The organism is Sphingomonas sp. 7/4-4 (genome assembly GCF_027941955.1).
Lineage (GTDB): Bacteria > Pseudomonadota > Alphaproteobacteria > Sphingomonadales > Sphingomonadaceae > Sphingomonas.
Genome location: NZ_CP115960.1, coordinates 790,860 through 809,949 on the forward strand (window position 1 = coordinate 790,860; position 19,090 = coordinate 809,949).

A 19,090-nucleotide genomic window follows, 5' to 3' on the forward strand; every position below is an offset into this window, starting at 1 on the left:
ACGGGGAAGGGCTACTCCACCCGCTCGAAATGCCCGGTCTCGAACCCGGCAACGGCCAGCGCCAGGATACGCTCCGCCACAGCCTCGGGCGCCTTCACCGTCTCCGGGTTCTCCCCGGAAACGCCCGCGCGCGCATCTTGGTCCGGGTCGCGCCCGGGTCGACCACGCCGACGTGCACGCCGCTGATATGGCGGACTTCCTCGCCATAGCTGAGCAGGAGGTTCTCGAACGCCGCCTTGGACGCGCCATAGGTGCCCCAATAAGCCCGCGGCGTCCGCCCGACGCTGGAGGTGATCCCCAGCACGCGCGCCTGCTTCGCCGCCTTCAGCAGCGGATCGAACGCCGCCAGCATCGCCGCCTGGGCAGTGACGTTGAGCGTCAGCACCTTGGCGAATTCCTTGAAGTCGATCGCCGGCACTGCGCTCAGGCTGCCCAGCGACGCCGCGTTGAGCACCAGCAGGTCGAGCGCCGGCCAACGCTCGCCGACCGCGCCGGCGAGCCGCGCCACGCTCTCATTCTCGGTCAGGTCCATCGGCGCGATCGTCGCCGAGCCGCCCGAGGCGTAGATCGCCTCCTCGACTTCCTCGAGCCCGCCGGCGGTGCGTGCGGTGAGCACGACATGCGCGCCCGCGGCGCCGAGCGCCCGGGCAGTGGCAGCGCCGATCCCGCGGCTGGCGCCGGTGACGAGCGCGATACGGTCGGCGAGGGGCTTGTCGGTCATTCGAACTCCGGGAGAATCAGGTCAGCCGACCCGTTCCTCCAGAAGCGCGAACTGGTCAACCGGCTGCAGCTCATCCTGGTCGGTGAGCGTGGTCGGATATTCGCCGGTGAAGCACGCGTCGCAATATTTGGGGTGGATGTCGGCGCGGTGCGCCTCGCCCAGCGCCTTGTACAGCCCGTCGATGCTGACGAACGCCAGGCTGTCGGCATGGATGAAGTCGGTCATCCCCTCGACATCGAGCTTGGCGGCGAGCAATTTGGCGCGCTCGGGCGTGTCGACGCCGTAGAAGCACGAATGCCGGGTCGGCGGCGAGGCGATGCGCAGATGCACCTCGGCCGCGCCGGCCTCGTGCATCATCTGAACGATCTTGAGGCTGGTCGTCCCGCGCACGATCGAATCGTCGATCAGCACGATGCGCTTGCCCTTGATCAACTCCTTGTTGGCGTTGTGCTTGAGCTTGACGCCGAGGTGGCGAACCTTGTCGCCGGGCTGGATGAAGGTGCGCCCGACATAATGCGAGCGGATGATCCCCAGCTCGAACGGAATGCCGCTCTGCTGGGCATAGCCGATCGCAGCGGGCACGCCCGAATCGGGCACCGGCACGACCAGATCGGCCTCGACCGGCGATTCGATCGCCAGCTGCGCGCCGATCGCCTTGCGCACCGAATAGACGCTGCGGTCTTCGGCGATCGAATCGGGGCGCGAGAAATAGACATATTCGAAGATGCACGGCCGTGACGCGACCGGCGGGAAGGGCTTGTGCGAAGTGACCTCGCTGCCCTTGACGATCACCAGCTCGCCGGCCTCGACGTCGCGGACATATTCGGCGCCGACCACGTCGAGCGCCACCGTCTCCGAGGCGAAGATGATCGAATCGTCGAGCTTGCCCATCACCAGCGGACGGATACCGAGCGGATCGCGGCAGGCGATCATGCCCTCCGGCGTCATCACGATCAGCGAATAGGCGCCCTCGACTTGCTTGAGCGCATCGATGAAGCGATCGATCAGCGTGCGATATTGCGAGGTCGCGACGAGGTGGATGATCACTTCGGTGTCGCTGGTCGACTGGAAGATCGCGCCGCGCCGGACGAGATCGCGCCGCAGCCGCATCGCGTTCGAGATGTTGCCGTTATGCGCCACCGCGAAGCCGCCGCTCGCCAGCTCGGCGTAGAGCGGCTGGACGTTGCGGATCGCGGTGTCGCCGGTCGTCGCATAACGGACATGGCCCGCTGCGGTGTTGCCGGAGAGGCTGCGGATGATGTCGTCGCGGTCGAAATTGCCCGCGACATGCCCCATCGCGCGATGCGTATGGAACTGGTGGCTGTCCCAGCTGGTGATGCCGGCCGCCTCCTGGCCACGGTGCTGGAGCGCGTGGAGACCCAATGCCACGAGCGCAGCAGCGCCCTCGGAATTGGAAACACCGAAAATGCCGCACTCTTCGTGCAGCTTGTCGTCATCAAACGGGTGCGTGGTAAGCATCAGCCCTCGAGGGGTTGGGAACTCTTGAGGGCCATATAGGCACTCCGTCGCGATTTGTCGCCGGTTTGTCACAAGGAAATGAACCACGGGGCTGTTTCGCCGGTTTTTCAAGGCGAAAGGAGCCACATCATGGCCAAGGATCATGGATCGCAGATCAAGAATGACGACCTCTACGAGAAGCTGCGCGACGACGGAGCGTCGAAGGAAAAGGCAGCGCGAATCGCCAATGCGAAGGAGGCGGGCACGCTCGACAAGGGCGGCACGCATCTCGAGAACCGTTCGAAGGACGAACTCTATGACGAAGCGAAGGACATCGGCATCGAGGGCCGTTCGGAGATGGACAAGGATGCGCTGATCGACGCGATCCGGGGGCACTAGCAGGCTGCGGGCCAAGCCCTCCCCGACCCCACCCGCAAGCGGAAGGGGAGCGCATTGGGCGAACGTTGCGGCTCCTTCGCTCCCCTTCCGCGAAGCGGAGGGGTCGGGGAGGGGCTCTTCCGTGATCTGGACGAGTTGGGTAGAGCAGGGATGTGACCGACAACCGCGACACCAGCCTCGCCCTGAACCCCAAATACGACGCCGCCGGCCTGATCACCGCCGTCGCGACCGACGCCGCGACCGGCGAGCTCCTCATGCTCGCGCACATGAACGCCGAGGCGCTCGAGGCGACGCTCGCCACCGGCGAGGCGCATTTCTGGTCGCGCAGCCGCGGCCGGCTGTGGAAGAAAGGCGAGAGCTCGGGCCATGTCCTTCGCGTGATCGAGGCCCGGATCGATTGCGATCAGGACGCCTTGTGGCTCAAGGTCGAGGCGGCAGGCCCCGCATGCCACACCGGCGAACGCAGCTGCTTCTTCCGCCGCATCGAGGACGGGCGGCTGGTCCGCGACGCATGAGGGCATTCGCTCTGGTCCTCCTCCTTACCGCATGCTCAGGGGGCGGGCAGGGGAGCGGCAATGCCCAGGCGCCGCAGGATCTCGAAAGCGCCGCGATCGAACGCGGGCTGGTCCGCGATCCCGACGACAGCGACCTGACCGGCCTCTACGCCCGCGACACCGACCGGATCTGCGTCGTCCGGAAGGGCTCCAACTATCGGATGGGCGCCTATGTCGATTATGGCGACCGCATCACTTGCAGCGGTTCCGGCACCGTCGAACGGAGCGGCGAAACCCTCAAGGTGACGCTCGGCAAGGACGGGTGCAATTTCGAGGCCCATTACGACGGCGACCGCATCAAATTCCCCGGCGCGCTCCCCGACGCCTGCAGGAAGCTCTGCGCCCGCCGCGCCTCGTTCACCGGGCTGGAAGCCACCCGCCTGAGCGAGATCCGCCGCCGAAGCCGCCGCGATGCGCGATTCGAGCGGGCGACGGCTGTGCGGGGAGTAGAGAAGGGCTCACCCTCTTCCCGTCACCCCGGCGAAAGCCGGGGCCCAGAGCCAAAAACGATATCGCTCGTGACCCTGGGCCCCGGCTTTCGCCGGGGTGACGGATACGCTTCTTCGTGTCTTCGTGCCTTCGTGTGAGCCAATTTTCTCCGCGCCACCCATGCGCTGTCACACAAGGTTGCCCCCATTGCGCGCCGCTCCTAAAGCCCGGGCATGGCCGATCCCTTCTACATCTCGACAGCAATCCACTATCCCAATGGCCGTCCGCATATCGGCCATGCCTATGAGATGATCGCCGCCGACGCGATCGCGCGCTATCAGCGCCAGCACGGCCGCGACGTCTTCTTCCAGACCGGCACCGACGAGCACGGCCTCAAGATGGTCAAAACCGCGCGCGAACGCGGCATCGAACCGCGCGAACTCGCTGACGAAATGTCCAGCTATTTCCGTGAAATGGCCGACATTCTCGATATTTCGTACGATCGTTTCATCCGTACCTCCGAGCCCGAGCATTATGCCGCCAGCCAAGCGATCTGGCAGGCGATGGCCGATGCCGGCGACTTGTATCTCGATCGCTACGAAGGCTGGTATTCGGTCCGCGACGAAGCCTTCTACGAAGAGAAGGAACTCACCGACGGGGAAGGGGGAAACTCTCGCCCCAGGGCACTCCGGTCGAGTGGACCGCCGAGGAGACCTGGTTCTTCAAGCTCTCCAAATATCAGCAGCCGCTGCTCGATCTCTACGCCGCCAACCCAGACTTCATCCGCCCGGAATCGCGCCGCAACGAGATCATGCGCTTCGTCGAAGGCGGACTGGTCGATCTGTCGGTCAGCCGCACCAGCTTCGATTGGGGCGTGCCGGTGCCGGGCAGCCCCGACCACGTCATGTACGTCTGGGTCGATGCGCTGACCAACTACATCACCGGTGCCGGCTATCCGCACGACGTTCCGCGCTTCGAGAAATTCTGGCCCGCTGATATCCACTTGATCGGCAAGGACATCGTCCGCTTCCACGCAGTCTATTGGCCTGCCTTCCTGATGTCCGCGAACCTGCCGCTGCCAAAGCAGATCTTCGGCCACGGCTTCCTCCTCAACCGCGGGGAAAAGATGTCCAAGTCGGTCGGCAACGTCGTCGATCCGATGCAGCTCGCCGAGCTCTACGGCGTCGACGCCTTGCGCTATTTCCTGCTGCGCGACGTCAGCTTCGGCAATGACGGCACGTTCAGCGACGAGGCGATCGTCACCCGCGCGAACGCCGACCTCTCGAACAGCTTCGGCAATCTCGCCCAGCGCGTCCTCGCCTTCATCGCCAAGAATTGCGAAGGCCATGTGCCCGAGGGCAGGGCAGAGGAGGCCGACGCGGTGCTCCTCGCCGAAGTCGACATCGCCTGCGCGGGCTTCCGCGTGGCGTTCGACGATCTCGCGCTCAGCCAGGGTGTCGAGACGTGGATGACTGGGGTGTTCGCCTGCAACCAATATATCGACGCACAGGCGCCCTGGGCGCTGCGGAAGACCGATCCCGAGCGGATGAACGCGGTCCTCCGCACGCTGCTCCGCGCGATCCGCCATCTCGCCACCACGATCCTGCCGGTGATCCCCACCTCGGCGGGCAAGCTGCTCGTCCAGCTGCCATCCGCCGACGACGAGGACTTCCGCATCGCCGCGCCGACCCCCATCTTCCCGAGGCTCGAGCTGCAGGCGGTGGAGGAAGCGTGAGACTGGCCGACAGCCATTGCCATCTGATCTACAAGGGCCTCGGCGAGCAGCAGCCCGAAGTGCTGGCGCGCGCCCGCGACGCCGGCGTGGTGGCGATGCTCAACATCTCGACCCGCGAGAACGAATGGGATGACGTCATCCACGTCGCCGAGCGCGAGGGGGACGTCTGGGCCAGCGTCGGCATTCATCCGCACGAAGCCGACCAGCATCCGCACGTCAACACGGCCAAGCTGGTCGAACGCGCCGCGCACCCCCGCGTCGTCGGCATCGGCGAAAGCGGCCTCGATTATTATTACGACCATTCGGACCGCGACCGCCAGCGCGTCAGCTTCCGCGCGCATCTCGCCGCATCGCGCGAGACCCAGCTCCCGATCATCGTCCACACCCGCGATGCAGAACCCGACACCGCCGAGATCCTCCGCGACGAAATGGGGAAGGGCGCCTTCCCCGGCGTGATCCACTGTTTCACCGCGAGCGGCGAATTCGCCGACATCGCGCTGGAACTCGGCTTCTACATCTCGATTTCAGGCATCGTGACCTTCAAGAACGCGAAGGACCTGCAGGAAACCGCCGCGCGCCTTCCGATCGACCGCCTGCTGATCGAGACCGACGCCCCGTTCCTCGCTCCCGTCCCTCATCGCGGCAAGACCGGCGAGCCCGCCTTCGTCGCCGACACGTGCCGCTTCCTCGCCCAGCTCCGCGGCGAGGACCCCGAGGCACTCGCCGACGCCACCCGCCACAACTTCCACAAGCTCTTCGCCAAGACGCTGGCGTGAGTCCCAGAGCCCTCCAAACCCCCAATCGTCACCCCGGCGAAAGCCGGGGCCCAGAGCCACGAAGGATATCGCGCGTGACTCTGGATCCCGGCTTCCGCCGGGATGACGATCGAGGGGCTATTCGTCCTCGAGCGGATCGAACCCGAAATCCTCCGCCAGATCCCGCCACGTCGGATTGCCCTTTTCGATCAGCGCCAGCTTCCACTCCCGGCGCCACTCCTTGATCCGCTTCTCGCGGATGATAGCCGACTCCATCTCCGCATGAACCTCGAACCACACCAGGCGATCGACATCGTGCTTCGCCGTGAAGCCGTCAAAGGTCTTGTTGCGATGCTGATGGATACGACCGATCAAATGCGAAGTGACGCCGGTGTAAAGCGTCCCGTTTCGTCCGCTCGCCATGATGTAGACGACTGGAATCTTCTCCATGTTGTGCAACATACCCTGTCGTCACCCCGGCGAAAGCCGGGGCCCAGAGCAACAGGCGACACGGCTCTTGGCTCTGGGCCCCGGCGTTCGCCGGGGTGACGGAGGGAACTGAATGAAAATCCGCATCCTCGGCTCCGGCACGTCCTCCGGTGTGCCCCGGATCGGCAACGATTGGGGCATTTGCGACCCGAACGACCCGCGCAACCGCCGCACCCGTGCCTCGGTCCTCGTCACCACCGAAACCACCACGATCCTCGTCGACACCAGTCCGGATATGCGCGAGCAGCTCCTCGCCGCGGACATCTCCGATGTCGATGCCGTGATCTGGACGCATGATCATGCCGACCACACCCACGGCATCGACGATCTGCGCCAGCTCATGCACGCCCGCGGCGGCGAGCCGGTGCGAGGGCTCGCGCGACCGTTCACGCTCGAGCAGCTCCAGGCCAAGTTCCACTATGCATTCTTCGGCCGCGCGCTCTATCGCCCGACGGTCGCGATCGAGCCGCTGCCCGACAGCCTCGTCATCGGCGATATCCGCATCACCATCGCCGATCAGCCGCACGGGGGCATAACCTCAGCCGGCCTTCGTTTCGATAGTAACGGAAAATCAATAGGTTATGCCACAGACTTCCATGAAATGACGAGTGATATGCGCGCGCTTTACGCCGGACTCGACATCTGGGTGGTCGATGCGCTGCGCCGTGCGCCGCATCCCACGCACCCGAACCTCGAACAGGTGCTGGGCTGGATAGGGGAGCTCGCGCCGCGGCGTTCCGCGCTGGTTCATATGGATCAATCGATGGATTATATGCAGCTGGCCGCCGAGCTGCCCGCAGGGGTCGAACCAGGCTTTGACGGCCTGGAGATGCGCGCGTGAATTCGTCCTGGGACACGATGGACCTGATCTGGCTGGTGGGCGTGCTCGTGCTCGTCCTCAGCGCGCTTTCGGTGCGCCGGCTCTCGTTCGGCTTCGTCGTGCGCTCGCTGGTCAGCTGGGCGCTGATCATCGTGCTGACCGTGCTCGCAGTGGCGCATCGGAATGAGATCGGCGCCTTGTTCGCCACGGCATCGGCGAAGCTCGGGATCGACGACCAGCAGGTCGACGGCAAGACCGTGCGCATCCGCATGGCGCCCGACGGCCATTTCTGGGCGCGCGTGAAGCTCAACGGCGTCGAGCGGCGGATGCTGATCGACAGCGGCGCGACGATCACGGCGATCTCGGACGAGACCGCGGCGTCGGCGAATATCGGCACGAGCAACGGTCTGCCGGCGATGATCGAGACCGCCAACGGCACTGTCGCGGCGAAACGCGGGCGGATCGAGAAGCTCGCGATCGGCCCGCTGGAGACCGAGGATCTCGGCGTGGTGGTGTCGGAGAGCTTCGGCGACTTGGACGTGCTCGGCATGAACTTCCTGTCGCGGCTGCACAGCTGGCGCGTCGAGAACCGCACGCTGATTCTCGAGCCCAGGGCCGGCGCGAGCGACGAAGGCAGCGATGCCACGACGGTGCCGACCGATGCAGAACCGCGCCGCAGGGCTCCGAGAGGGGCCGCGGGGAGCGACGAGGGTATCTGAACCGCAATCCCGGTCTCAATTTAACATAATGTATATTATCGTTCTGGCATAATGTAGGGCCCAGTTAGAGCACCTCGCCTAGGCATCGCGCATATCAGCGTTCCCGGCCGGCTTCGTCCAGGGTTTGCGCTATGGGTGACAGCAGATATTGAATGATCCGGCGCTCGCCGGTCCGGATCTCCGCCTGCACCGCCAGACCGGGTCCGATCGGCATGTCCTTGCCACGCACGGCGATGGTCCGGCGCTTCAGCCGGACGCGCACTGCGTAGATCAGACCGCGCTTTTCGTCCTCGATAGCGTCGCGACTGATCGAGGCCACCTCGCCTTCGATCAGGCCATAATCAGTGAAGGGAAAGGCTTCGAGCTTGACCCGAACCGGCTGCCCCACCCGAATGAAGCCGATGTCGCGGTTGAGTATCTGCGCCTCGACTTCGACTTCCTCGGCGGAGGGCACCACTACCATAAGCGCCTGTGCGGGCTGGACGACTCCGCCCACGGTGTTGATAGCGAGCTGCTGGACGACACCGTCCACCGGCGAACGAAGCTCCTGATATTGCCGCCGTCGTGCCGTCTTGCGGATCTCCTCGCCGGCGACGGCACCCTTGTCTTCCGCCTCCGAAAGCTCGGTAAAGGCCGCTTTCCCGAACGTCTCTCGCAGGCGCGCGATCTGCGCCTCGATATTGGCGATGGCGGCCCGCGCCTTGGCCGCCGAGCTTTGCTGTACGGCGATATTCTGGATGTGCTCGACGCGCAGCTGTTCGTATTCGAGCAGCTTCAGCTTCGAGAAATAGCCTTTGTCGCTCAGCGTCCGCCGGCCTTCCAGCTGCTGATCGACCAGGGGCAGCGTCTGGTTGAGCTTTGCGATCTCGGCATTGGCGCCGGCAAGGTCCGCGGCGCTTTGCGCACGGCTTCCTGCAGACTCGCGCGCTCGGCTTCATATTCCGCAACTGCGGCGCGCACGAAGCGCGCCTGGGTTTCGGCCACGGCAGCCGGGATTCCGGGCGGCGGCGAATAAGAGAGGCGGCCCGTCCCAAGATAGCGGAGCAAGGCATCGTTGCGGGCCTGCGTCATCCGGGCGGAGAGCAATCCCTGCGTGGCTTGCGCGTCGTCCGCCCCGGCCAGCGTGGGATCGAGCGCGATCAGCAACTGTCCGCGCCGCACATGCTGGCCGTTGCGGACATGGATGGCCCGCACGGCACCGATCTCGATCGGCTGGATGATCTTGACGTTGGCCGAAGGCACCACTTTCCCCGTCGCCACAGCAACTGTGTCGACCTTGCCGAGGCAGGCCCAGAGCAACGCGATCGCGAAGAGCGTGCACAAGATCAGCATCAACCAGCGCAACCCCGGACTCGGCGGCTTCTCCATGATCTCGAGCGCGGCCGGCAGGAATTCATGATCGAGCCGCGGGCGGCGCGCGGCTTTCGCTTCGCTCTCCAGCCGCCACGCGGTCCGGAGCACGCGCCAATGATGCATCAGATTGGGCATGCGATCGGCGAAACTCATGCGACGACGCCCATCTGCTTCGAGTAGAGCTGCGCATAGCGCCCGCCGGCCCGAAGCAAGGTGTCATGGTCGCCGTCCTCGGTTATGCTGCCCGCTTCCACGGTTACGATGCGGTCGCATTGCCGGACTGCGGAAAGCCGGTGGGCGATGATGATTACCGTGCGCCCTCTGGCGATGACGTTCAGGTTCTGCTGGATGACCTCCTCGCTCTCGGCATCCAGCGCGCTCGTTGCTTCGTCGAGGATCAGGATGCGGGGATCGGTCACCAACGCGCGGGCGATCGCAAGCCGCTGTCGCTGGCCTCCCGAGAGATTGGCGCCGCGCTCATCGATCACCGTGTCGTAGCCATGCGGGAGTTCGAGCACGAATTCGTGCGCACCCGCCATCTCGGCGGCGGCGATCACCTGCTCCATCGGACGCGTAGGATCGGTCAGCGCGATGTTTTCCCGCACCGAGCGATTGAACAGGATATTCTCCTGGAGGACCACGCCGATCTGGCGCCGCAGCCATGCAGGATCGACCAGCGCGAGATCGACACCGTCGACCAGCACCCGGCCCTGTTCCGGAACATAGAGCCGCTGGGCAAGCTTGGTCAGCGTCGACTTGCCCGAGCCCGACGGGCCGACGATGCCGAGCATCTCCCCTGCCGCGATCTCGAGCTCGACGCCCCGGAGCGCCTCTGGTGCGTCGGGACGATAGCGGAAGCGAACATTGTCGAACCGGATCTCGCCGCGGATCGCGGGAAGACTCGCGCGATTGGGATTGTGCTCGGGCTCGGCCGGCGCGTTCAGCACGTCTCCGAGGCGATCGACGGAGATGCGGACCTGCTGGAAGTCTTGCCAAAGCTGGGACAGACGAAGGATCGGCGCTGCGACGCGGCCGGAGAGCATGTTGAAGGCGACGAGGGAGCCGACCGTCAATTCGCCGGCGATCACCTGCTTCGCGCCGAAATAGAGGATTGCGACGGTGGTGAGCTTGGAGACCAGCTGGATCGCATGGCTGCCCCAATTGGCCAGGGTCATCACCGAGAAACCGGTCTGGGTGTAACCGGCGAACTGCCTTTCCCAACGCGCGCGCATCTGCGGCTCGACAGCCATTGCCTTCAGGGTTCCGATGCCGGTCACGCTCTCCACCAGAAACGCCTGGTTTTCCGCCCCGCGGCGAAATTTCTCGTCGAGGCGCGCGCGCAGCACCGGCGTGATCAGGATCGAAATCGCCGCATAAAAGGGGATCGACAGCACCACGATCAACGTCAGGATCGGGCTGTAGAGATACATCACCGCGAAGAAGACGATGGTGAAGAAGAGATCGATGACCACCGTCACTGCGTTGGAAGTGAGGAATTCGCGAATCCGCTCGAGTTCGCGCACCCGCGCGACGCTGTCGCCGACACGGCGCGCTTCGAAATAGGATAGAGGCAGGTTCAACAGGTGGCGGAACAGGCGCGAGGAAAGCTCCGCATCGACCCGGTTGGTCGAATGCGCGAACAGCCAGTTGCGCAGGCCCGAAAGCGCGGTTTCCCAGGTGAGCACCACCGCCAGCCCGATCGCGAGCACGTCCAGCGTCGACAGCGACTGATGGACCAGCACCTTGTCGATCACGAGCTGAAAGAACAGCGGCGAGACCAGCCCCATCAGCTGCAGGAAGAACGAAGCGATCAGGACGTCGCGCAGCGGCTTGCGATATTTTACGAGCGCGGGGATGAACCAGCTGATGTCGAAGGGCCGGCTGGTGCCCGCAATCGCTTCGCGCGTGGTCATCAGCAACAGGCGGCCGGTGAAGTGTGCAGCGAACTGATCCTCCGGCCATATTTCGGGCCGTTCGGCATCGCCGCGCTGGATGAGTAAGCGGCGGCCCTCCTCGCTCTCGTCGATCTTGAGGAGGATCAGGGCGTCGCCGGACTCGATCTCCGCTAGAGCCGGAAGCGGCCGCTTGATCAGATCGGCAACCCTGGTTCGCTGAATCCGCGCTACGATTCCGATACGCTTGGCTGCGCGGGCCAAATCCTCGAGCCGGAAACCCTCGGCGGTTCCCTGCTCATGCGCGATCTGTGCCGGATCGGCGGGGACTCCCAGAAAACGCGCCACAAGTACGAACGCGTTCAACGCGGCCGACGACGCGGCCTGGCCCTCGATCACGATAAATCCCCCAACCCGCAGCCCCGACCTGCGCAATTTCTCAATATTTCAAATGCCTGCGTAAAACAATTTGTAAATCACGCCGTCGCTTTCGCCACGGTTTGTCCCAATCAATTCCTGTTCCGCGATCAATCAGGCCGTTCTCAGGTCGGCGTTCCGGACGCCGTCGCGCTCACTTGCGCAGCGATAGCTTCGGCCAGTTTTTCTCCCGCATCTGCATCGACGCGCTGGGCCGTTCTCACGCCCGTCGCCGGATCGGTGCGATGGAACTGGAAGCTGCGTCCGCGCAGCGGCTTCGAGATCAGGTCGGCCATCATGATCTCGACATGCTTGTTGGTCGCGTCGGCAAAAGGCGCGATCAGATCGACCAGCCAGAGCCGATCGCCGCCACTCCATTCTCCCAGCGTCAGGCGGTTCTCGGGCTCGATCATTCCGCGCCCCAATTTGGCCTCCCCTTCGGCCGTGGTTTCAGCCCAGAGCGCCAGCCCGACCGGCCGGTCCCCGTCGCGGAACAGGTAGAATTGCTCGTTCAGCAGCGCCGGCATGACCAGCCATTCGAGATCGCCGATCGCGAGCGCCCGGTGCAAGGGCGACTGGGTAAGCAGCCACGTCATCTCGCCAAGGAGATGGCTTACGGTGGGAGGCGTGTTGTTTTCGTTCATATTCTTCCCAGTCACGCCGCGGTTGCAGCGTAGAAATCATAGCCCCGGCCGATATCGGCTTTGTCGAGCCGAGTCTCGGCTGCGGAACCCGTGCCGAACCCGCTCATGGCCTGCCGCATCAGCGCCAGCCGGCTGTCGATCGGGCCCGTCATATCCGTCAATGCGCCGGGTGACAGCATGTCGTCGTCTTTCAGATTCGGCAACATCGGCAAGGTGCCTCGGCCAATGGCTGGCGCGGGCGCGTTGGCCGAAGGTGAGAAGGCGAATGCGACATCCGCGACAGTCTTCGTCTTGCCGTTCTGCGTGAACACCGCCGTCGACAGCATGATGTTCGATCCGACCTTCTGGTTCGAGACCTGCGACGCGCTGTTCCGGAGGCCGATCTCGGTGATGCCGAAGTCCGCGAGCGACTTCAATTCGCCGTCATCGCTGATCCCATCGCGATCCCGGTCGAACCATATCTTGAGTTCGCCGAAGCGTGTGTCGGCCGCCGTGATCTTGCCGTCCTTGTTGGCATCGAGGGTCGCCAGACCTTCGAAGTTCGTGCTCGCGCCCGATTTTTCGCCGAGGAAGGACAATTCGGCACCGGTGGTGATGCGGCCGTCGCCGTTGCGGTCGATGACGAGGAACCCGTCGCCCTTCGCGACCCAGCCGGTGTTGTCGCGTCGACCATTGCCGTCCATGTCGAACGAGGCATCCGAATTGCGTTGATGCTCGAGGTCCATCCCGTCGCCGTCGAGATCGAGCACGAGTGCGCCCAGCATGCCGACGGTCTTGTCGCGGAATTTCAGGAACGTCGCCGGAGCCATCGCCCCTGCCGCGGGATCGAACAACGACTCCGTGCCGCGCTGGCGGACGATGAGCTGGCCGTTCGCGGCGCTGATGCGTGACGTGCCGGATTTGAGATTGAAGCGGTCCTCGGCGAGCACCGGCTTGGTCGTCCACGCGCCCACCGCACCCTGCCCCGCCGTGTCGAAGGCGAGCCCGACGTCGCTGAGACTGCCTACAGTGGCGTTCGAAAGTGTGTAGTTCGCCGTGTTGAAGATCACGCTCTGCCCGCCGGTGCGCTGCGCCGCCGTCTGTCCGGTCGGCGCTCCGTTGAGGCTGATCGAGGTGATTTCCGCCTGCGCCAGGCTCTGCAGCTCGCCGGCATCGGTGCGGCCATTGGCATTGGCATCGATCCAAACGCTGAACCCGACAAAGCTGGCATCGTTGGCGTCCAGAATCCGGTCGCCATTGTCGTCGAACGCGACCAGCCCCTCGAGATCGGTCTTGGCACCGGCCTTGTCGCCCACGAACGAAATCTCGCCGATCCCGTCGACCACGCCGTTGCCGTTGCGATCCCGCACGAGGAACCCGTCCCCGCTATCTGCCCAGGCCGTTTTGTGGAGCTGGCCGTCGCCGACCATGTCGAACAGCGTCGTGCTCTCCGCCAGCGGCACGATCGTCTTCCCGTCCGCATCGAGGTCGAAGATGATTGGAGCGGCCAAGCCGTCGTTCTGATCGATATCCCGTGGGGCTTGAACGTCATTCCGATCGAGCGGATCGGCCGCCGCCGCTTGCTCGTCGTCTGGCGGGACCATGCCGTTGGCGTGGAGATAGCCGAGAACCAGGTCGTGCAGCGTGCCCCGGCTTCCGTCCGTCCGGATGAAGTCGGCCGTGGCGAGCGTGGTGCCGTTGCCGCCGGTGTAGCTTTCGCCGGTCGCAACGCCGCGGAGCGACAGCGAGCGGATTCCCGCATCGGCGAGCGAGCGCAGTTCCTCAGCCTGGCTGACTCCGTCCTGGTTGGCATCCTGCCAGATCCGGAACGCGCCGAAGCGCGCGTCCTGCGCGTCGAGCACACCGTCGCCATTGTCGTCAAACCCGGCGAGCCCTTCGAGATCGGTCCTGGCACCGGCCTTGTCGCCGACGAAACTGATTTCGTCGTTGCCGGTGATCATCCCGTCGCCGTTGCGGTCGAGCGCGAGGAAAGCGTCGCTGGCGCCGATCCAGCTCGTCCGATCGCGCCAGCCATCGCCGTCGCGATCGAAGAAGACGTTCGTCGTCAGCATGTCGGTGAGCGTCAGTCCGTCGCCGCCCAGATCGATGCCGATCGGGAAGCCTCCGCCAAACACGGTGTTGGTGTTGTTCTCGTCCTCCGAATAGACCGACCAGACCGACGAATTGCCGATCTTGGTGTAGCCCATGGCATAACGGCCGGTGCTCTCCGGCCGATTGCGGAACATGCCCTCATATTGGTTGTACTCGGAATAATAGCCGACCAGACCTTCGGGCCCGTAGAGGAACCATTCGTTGAACCAGCCGTCGCCGCGGACCGGCACTGCCTGAGGCGACGATTCTGCCACCCGCCATCGCTTGCAATTCCGCCCCCTGCATCTGCGGTCCGCCGCCCGTGTAGGTCGCCTGCCAATCGGGCGTATAGGCCGGATTGAGCTGGTTGTTGTTCCACAGATATTTGCGCTGGTTGTCGACTTCGATACGGACATTGGCGCCGATCGTGTAGCCGCCGTCGCTGGCATAGACGAGCAGATCGTAATATTTGCCCGAATTGCCCCCGGCCGTCCAATAGCTCGCTTCATAGTCGAGCGTGGCGTGAGTCAGCTTGATCTGACCGGTGATCGGATCGATCGAGAAGATGCCGCCCGCATTATAGGACGGATCGAGCGAGTAACGGACCGTGCTGCTGCCGTCCGCGTCCGCCGCGGCAACCACCGCGCCCAGCGCCTCGCCGGGCATGTTGGCGTTCTCCATGACCCGCGCACCCTGGATGCTCGTCCAATAGGGTGCGTTATCATTGGTGTTGCGCACCCCGATATCGACCCGCGCGAAGGACTGGGTATAGCCCGGATTGCCCGCGTAATCGCGCGCGGTGACGGTATAGGCGAAAGTGTTCGCGGCCTCGTAATCCAAGCCGGCGTTGGTACGGATCACGCCGCTCACTGCGTCGATCGCAAAGCGCCCGTCCGATGAAGTGCCGCTGATGTTGGACCCGTCCCAGAAATAATAACGCTGGTCGCGATAGGGCGCCCAGAGGTCAGGATCGCTCGCCACCACGGTGCCCACCGCAGTGCCGACGCCGACATTCTCGTCGACCCCGAATGCAGCGTTCCCGAGCGCGTTCTGCTCGTTCCGCTCTTCGATATAGACATTGTAAGTGAAAGGATCCGACACGCCGCCGCGATCGTCGTTGGCGCGCAGCTGCAACGTGGCGATGCGGATCTCGGGGATGCCGTTGCCGTTGGTATCGTAGTTGAAGGCGGCGTCCTGCCCGTACGCCCCCAGGGTACTGCGCAGCCAATCGGCGGTCCAGTTGGCGCCGGTGACCTGGATGTGCTGGCCGTTGACCTGGAACCAGCCGTTGCCGTTCCCGCCGACAATCTCGAGCCGCGGGGTCGTGCCATCCGGATCGCTCAGACTGAACCGGGCCTGGAGCAGCCCGGCATGGCTGCTGCCGTCGCCGGTTTCCTTGAAAACGTTGCTTGCCTCGAGCACCAGATTGTTCGGGCGATCGTTGCTGTCGCTGATGAAAACCTGGGTCAGGACATCGGCCGAGTTGAGCCCGCCGTCCGTGGCGCGGACATAGACGTCGGCGATGTGCGCCTCGAGCCGGCCGTCGCCGCTCCAGTCGTTGATGCCATAGCCTTGCGCACGCAGGCTCTCGAAGTCGAAATTGAATCCCGCGCGTAGCCGCAGCGTATTGCCCGAGATGTAGAACCAGTTTCCCGGATTGTTGACGAGCTGAAGCGTGGGCGTGGTGCCGTCACCGTCGCTCATCGCGAAAGTCGCGACGATCTGATCGGCATTGGCCGCGCGTGCGCCGCCGAGACCGGTCTCGTCGAGGAACTGCCAGCCGCCGCCGCTGGTGATCACCGGGGCTTCGGGGACGTCGCTGATGAACACCTGCGTGAGCTTGTCGACATAGTTCACGCCATCGGTCGCGCGGACCCAGACATCGGCGATATGTGCTTCGAGCCGGCCGTCCCCGTTCCAGTCACTGATACCGTAGCTGCCCGAATCGCGGAACGCCTCGAAGCTCAGATTGGTACCTGTGAAGCGCAACGTCGAACCGACGAGCGTGAACCAGCCGTTGGGATTGTTGAGCAGCTGGAAGCTCGGCGTGGTGCCGTCGGGATCGGCGGCGGTGAAGGTGGTGATTACGGTGCTGGCGTTCGCCGGGTTGGCGCCCAACCCGGTCTCATCGAAGAAGCGCCAATCGCCGCCGCCGGTGAAATAAGGAGTCTCGTTGACGTCTTGGACATAGACCTTGACGGTCTTGGTCGTCGAACCGAGTGTCCCGTCCGTGGCACGTACCACGACGTCTCCGACAAAAGCTTCGGTGCGGCCGTCGCCGTTGAAGTCCCCGGTGGAATAGCCGGCACCACGCAGCGTCTCGTAGTTAAGCGCGGAGGCGAACTGGACGCTGTTGCCCGAAATCGCGAATAGTCCCCCCGGATTGGACACGAATTGCAGCGTGGGCGTCTGCCCGGCGTCGGGGTCGCCCAGCGTGAAGCTGGCGAAGACGCCGCCGACAGTCGCCGGTGCGGCGCCCAGCCCGGTCTCGTCATAATAGACCGCGGTCGGCCCGCCCGAAATCGTCGGCGCCTCGTTGACGGCTGTAACCGTGATCGTCTTGGTCTGGCTGAGCTGCGCGCCCCATCCATCGGTGACGCGCACCGTGACATTGTGGCTCGTCGCCGTCTCATAATCGAAGGCAGTGCCCACCGCGGTGACCAGCCCGGTGACCGGGTCGATCGCGAAGCGGCCGCCGGCACTGTCGGTCAGCGCGAAGCTATAGTCCTGCTGCTCCACGACCGGCTGGTACCATTGGCCGCTATAGCCCGACGTGCCTTCACCATAGAAGCTGAAGAAGCGCACATTGGTGTCCGCCGCGCCCGGCGCGAACCGGAAGGTGGTGGTGTTGCCCACCTTCGCGCCGGTAACGGTATCGTAAACGCCGCCGAAAAGGCCCTGCGGCACCAGCGCAGATCCGGTCGGCAGCACATAACCCTCAATCCGGTACCAGCGGTCCTGCACCAGCGTGCCGGCCTGTTGATACCAGAAATAGGGATTGGTATCGGCTGTACCGCTGGCGGCATTCTCGACATTGCCGCGCGTACCGAAATAGAGCGTCTGCGGCGAGTTGTTCTCGGCCTTCACGTAGATCGTGTATTTATAGACCTTGGTCGGATCGACCGCGCCTGCGCTCATGTCGAATACCCCGCCGCCGGTCGGATCGCCGGTGCCGTTGAACTGGCCGGTCTCGAGCAGCGATACGCTGCCCCCTGCCGGGCCGGTGCCGGTGATGATCCGCTCTTCGCCGGTCCCGCGTCTTGGCATCGCCGCGAAATCGGTAGTGACCCGATTGCGATCGAGTGAATCGGGATCGACCGGCCCGACCACCCCGACGACGGCGCCCGAGGGATTGCTGCTCGGCGTGAACTCGACGACCGCAGGGCCGGTGATGCCGTTGCCGCCGAGCCGCATGTCGATCGGTGCCGCGTTGATTACCATGGCGGCGCTGGCGGTTGCGATCGCGGTCTGATTGTTCTCGGTCGCGCGCGCGCTGAGCGTGAGCGTCATGTCCTTGCTCCACCCCGCCGGGGTGATGACCTTGAGTCCCGCTGTCTGGGCCTTGGTAAGCTTCCAGGTCGCGCTCGCGCTGTCATAGGTGCCGGCGCTCAGCGTCGCGCCGGCGGGCACGCCGGTGATCCACAGCTCCTGCGTCTCCGAACCATCGCCGTCCGGGAAGGTCACGTTGACATTGAGCGGCAGGCCGGTGCCCCCGAATTGCCCGAGGTTGCCGAGAAGCCGGCGATCATCGGCGTGTCGGCGACTGCGTTCACCGTCACGATGAAGTCGCGCACGTCGCTCACCACGCCGCCGGCGTCGGTGGCGGTCAGACGGATCGTAGCGGTGCCGGCGACGTTCGCCGCCGGCGTGATCGTCAGCGTGCGGCGCCCCTGCAGATCGGGCAGGCCCCAGACGAGATTGCTCGCGGGAATGACCGTCCCGCCCGACAATATCTGCGCCGTGGTGGTGATGCCCGCGGCGGGCGTGATGTCGTCGGTCGCAGTGACCGTCAGCACCAGCGGCACATCCTCGTTGACGCTCTGATTGGCGATCGCAGCGATCACCGGCTTGGCATTGGTGCCCCAATAGGTCGCCCAACGCGCCTTGTAGGTGGCGTCCGCCATGATGGCGTCGCGCTGCGCGACGGTGGTCGGCTTGGTCTTGGACGCCATCAGCTGGACCAGGGCCTCGACATTGATCGTCTTGCTCTGCGCGACGCCCGCGATGATGAAATCGATCTTGAAATTGGCACCGTCGACGCCCGGCATCGTGTACCAGCCTACGATCCGTGCGCTCGACGTGGTGCCGATCACCGAGACGATCATGTCGTTGCCGCTGCGCTCGAACCAGATATCCTGATCGAGGATCGGAGTAGCGTCCTGAAGACCGATCACATCGATATCGGCGCCGGATGGATCGTAGTTGTTGATCGTGTCGGCACCCGAACTGCGCGTCATGATATAGGTGTCGTTCTCGAGCCCGCCGTTGAGCACGTCGTCGCCCGCGCCGCCGTCCAGCGTGTCGTCGCCATTTTCCGCGAAGAGCTGATCGTTACCGAGACCGCCACGCAGCGTGTCGTTGCCGATGCCGCCATAGATGATGTCATTCCCGTCGCCGCCGTCGAGCAGGTCGTTG

General features: G+C 64.6%; 15 protein-coding genes and 3 pseudogenes. 7 read left to right on the forward strand and 11 right to left on the reverse strand.

What is annotated here, in order from left to right; translation table 11 throughout:
- Window positions 1-11: 11 nt before the first annotated feature.
- Window positions 12-721, reverse strand: a pseudogene (locus tag PIB19_RS04150) (SDR family NAD(P)-dependent oxidoreductase).
- 21 nt (window positions 722-742) lie between these two features.
- Window positions 743-2,200: an amidophosphoribosyltransferase gene (purF, locus tag PIB19_RS04155; protein WP_271239788.1), complete on the reverse strand. Its 1,458-nt coding sequence runs from the start codon at window positions 2,198-2,200 to the stop codon at window positions 743-745.
- 129 nt (window positions 2,201-2,329) lie between these two features.
- Between purF and PIB19_RS04160 the strand changes: the two genes are divergently transcribed.
- The 5 genes and pseudogenes from PIB19_RS04160 (at window position 2,330) to PIB19_RS04180 (ending at window position 6,072) form a co-directional block, all read left to right on the forward strand.
- Window positions 2,330-2,578, forward strand: a complete 249-nt coding sequence (locus tag PIB19_RS04160) for a DUF7218 family protein (protein WP_271239789.1) — start codon at window positions 2,330-2,332, stop codon at window positions 2,576-2,578.
- Window positions 2,579-2,730: 152 nt separating this feature from the next.
- Window positions 2,731-3,093: a phosphoribosyl-AMP cyclohydrolase gene (gene hisI / locus PIB19_RS04165; RefSeq protein ID WP_056612814.1), complete on the forward strand. Its 363-nt coding sequence runs from the start codon at window positions 2,731-2,733 to the stop codon at window positions 3,091-3,093.
- Complete coding sequence (locus PIB19_RS04170; RefSeq protein WP_271239790.1) at window positions 3,090-3,719, forward strand: hypothetical protein; 630 nt, start codon at window positions 3,090-3,092, stop codon at window positions 3,717-3,719. The genes hisI and PIB19_RS04170 overlap by 4 nt, the downstream gene beginning before the upstream one ends.
- 75 nt (window positions 3,720-3,794) lie before the next feature.
- Window positions 3,795-5,296 (forward strand): annotated as a pseudogene (metG, locus tag PIB19_RS04175) (methionine--tRNA ligase).
- Window positions 5,293-6,072: a TatD family hydrolase gene (locus tag PIB19_RS04180; protein WP_271239791.1), complete on the forward strand. Its 780-nt coding sequence runs from the start codon at window positions 5,293-5,295 to the stop codon at window positions 6,070-6,072. The pseudogene metG and the gene PIB19_RS04180 overlap by 4 nt, the downstream one beginning before the upstream one ends.
- Before the next feature lie 117 nt (window positions 6,073-6,189).
- Here the strand turns inward: PIB19_RS04180 and PIB19_RS04185 are convergent, their stop codons facing one another.
- The gene (locus PIB19_RS04185) at window positions 6,190-6,501 is read right to left on the reverse strand and encodes a GIY-YIG nuclease family protein (RefSeq protein WP_271239792.1); all 312 of its coding nucleotides are present in this window, start codon (window positions 6,499-6,501) and stop codon (window positions 6,190-6,192) included.
- 112 nt (window positions 6,502-6,613) lie between these two features.
- On the opposite strand from PIB19_RS04185, the gene PIB19_RS04190 reads away from it, so the two are divergent.
- Entirely contained in the window at window positions 6,614-7,381 is a 768-nt protein-coding gene (locus tag PIB19_RS04190) for an MBL fold metallo-hydrolase (RefSeq protein ID WP_271239793.1), read from the forward strand.
- The gene (locus PIB19_RS04195) at window positions 7,378-8,079 is read left to right on the forward strand and encodes a retropepsin-like aspartic protease family protein (protein WP_271239794.1); all 702 of its coding nucleotides are present in this window, start codon (window positions 7,378-7,380) and stop codon (window positions 8,077-8,079) included. Before PIB19_RS04190 ends, PIB19_RS04195 begins: the two co-directional genes overlap by 4 nt.
- 94 nt (window positions 8,080-8,173) lie before the next feature.
- On the opposite strand, the gene PIB19_RS04200 is transcribed toward PIB19_RS04195, so the two are convergent.
- The 8 genes and pseudogenes from PIB19_RS04200 to PIB19_RS23475 form a co-directional block, all read right to left on the reverse strand.
- Window positions 8,174-8,944 (reverse strand): HlyD family type I secretion periplasmic adaptor subunit, encoded by a 771-nt coding sequence (locus tag PIB19_RS04200; RefSeq protein ID WP_271240907.1) that lies wholly within the window; start codon window positions 8,942-8,944, stop codon window positions 8,174-8,176.
- Window positions 8,881-9,585 (reverse strand): biotin/lipoyl-binding protein, encoded by a 705-nt coding sequence (locus PIB19_RS04205; protein ID WP_271239795.1) that lies wholly within the window; start codon window positions 9,583-9,585, stop codon window positions 8,881-8,883. Before PIB19_RS04205 ends, PIB19_RS04200 begins: the two co-directional genes overlap by 64 nt.
- Window positions 9,582-11,723, reverse strand: a complete 2,142-nt coding sequence (locus PIB19_RS04210) for a type I secretion system permease/ATPase (RefSeq protein ID WP_271239796.1) — start codon at window positions 11,721-11,723, stop codon at window positions 9,582-9,584. Before PIB19_RS04210 ends, PIB19_RS04205 begins: the two co-directional genes overlap by 4 nt.
- A 143-nt stretch (window positions 11,724-11,866) precedes the next feature.
- Complete coding sequence (locus tag PIB19_RS04215) at window positions 11,867-12,385, reverse strand: toxin-activating lysine-acyltransferase (protein ID WP_271239797.1); 519 nt, start codon at window positions 12,383-12,385, stop codon at window positions 11,867-11,869.
- An 11-nt stretch (window positions 12,386-12,396) separates the two neighbouring features.
- Window positions 12,397-14,730: a hypothetical protein gene (locus tag PIB19_RS04220; protein WP_271239798.1), complete on the reverse strand. Its 2,334-nt coding sequence runs from the start codon at window positions 14,728-14,730 to the stop codon at window positions 12,397-12,399.
- Window positions 14,615-18,139 (reverse strand): cadherin repeat domain-containing protein, encoded by a 3,525-nt coding sequence (locus PIB19_RS04225; RefSeq protein WP_271239799.1) that lies wholly within the window; start codon window positions 18,137-18,139, stop codon window positions 14,615-14,617. The genes PIB19_RS04220 and PIB19_RS04225 overlap by 116 nt, the downstream gene beginning before the upstream one ends.
- On the reverse strand, window positions 18,136-18,948 hold the full coding sequence (locus tag PIB19_RS04230; protein ID WP_271239800.1) for an Ig domain-containing protein: 813 nt from the start codon (window positions 18,946-18,948) through the stop codon (window positions 18,136-18,138). The genes PIB19_RS04225 and PIB19_RS04230 overlap by 4 nt, the downstream gene beginning before the upstream one ends.
- A gap of 18 nt (window positions 18,949-18,966) precedes the next feature.
- A pseudogene (locus tag PIB19_RS23475) lies at window positions 18,967-19,083 on the reverse strand (calcium-binding protein); the annotation flags it as partial.
- Window positions 19,084-19,090 lie beyond the last annotated feature (7 nt).

What these genes read in the sequence shown, in the direction of transcription:
- PIB19_RS04185 (WP_271239792.1), bottom strand. Translation starts at nt 6,501, where the DNA reads ATGGAGAAGATTCCAGTCGTCTACATCATGGCGAGCGGACGAAACGGG.
- PIB19_RS04205 (WP_271239795.1), bottom strand. Translation starts at nt 9,585, where the DNA reads ATGAGTTTCGCCGATCGCATGCCCAATCTGATGCATCATTGGCGCGTG.
- purF (WP_271239788.1), bottom strand. Translation starts at nt 2,200, where the DNA reads ATGCTTACCACGCACCCGTTTGATGACGACAAGCTGCACGAAGAGTGC.
- PIB19_RS04160 (WP_271239789.1), top strand. Translation starts at nt 2,330, where the DNA reads ATGGCCAAGGATCATGGATCGCAGATCAAGAATGACGACCTCTACGAG.
- PIB19_RS04215 (WP_271239797.1), bottom strand. Translation starts at nt 12,385, where the DNA reads ATGAACGAAAACAACACGCCTCCCACCGTAAGCCATCTCCTTGGCGAG.
- PIB19_RS04190 (WP_271239793.1), top strand. Translation starts at nt 6,614, where the DNA reads ATGAAAATCCGCATCCTCGGCTCCGGCACGTCCTCCGGTGTGCCCCGG.
- PIB19_RS04170 (WP_271239790.1), top strand. Translation starts at nt 3,090, where the DNA reads ATGAGGGCATTCGCTCTGGTCCTCCTCCTTACCGCATGCTCAGGGGGC.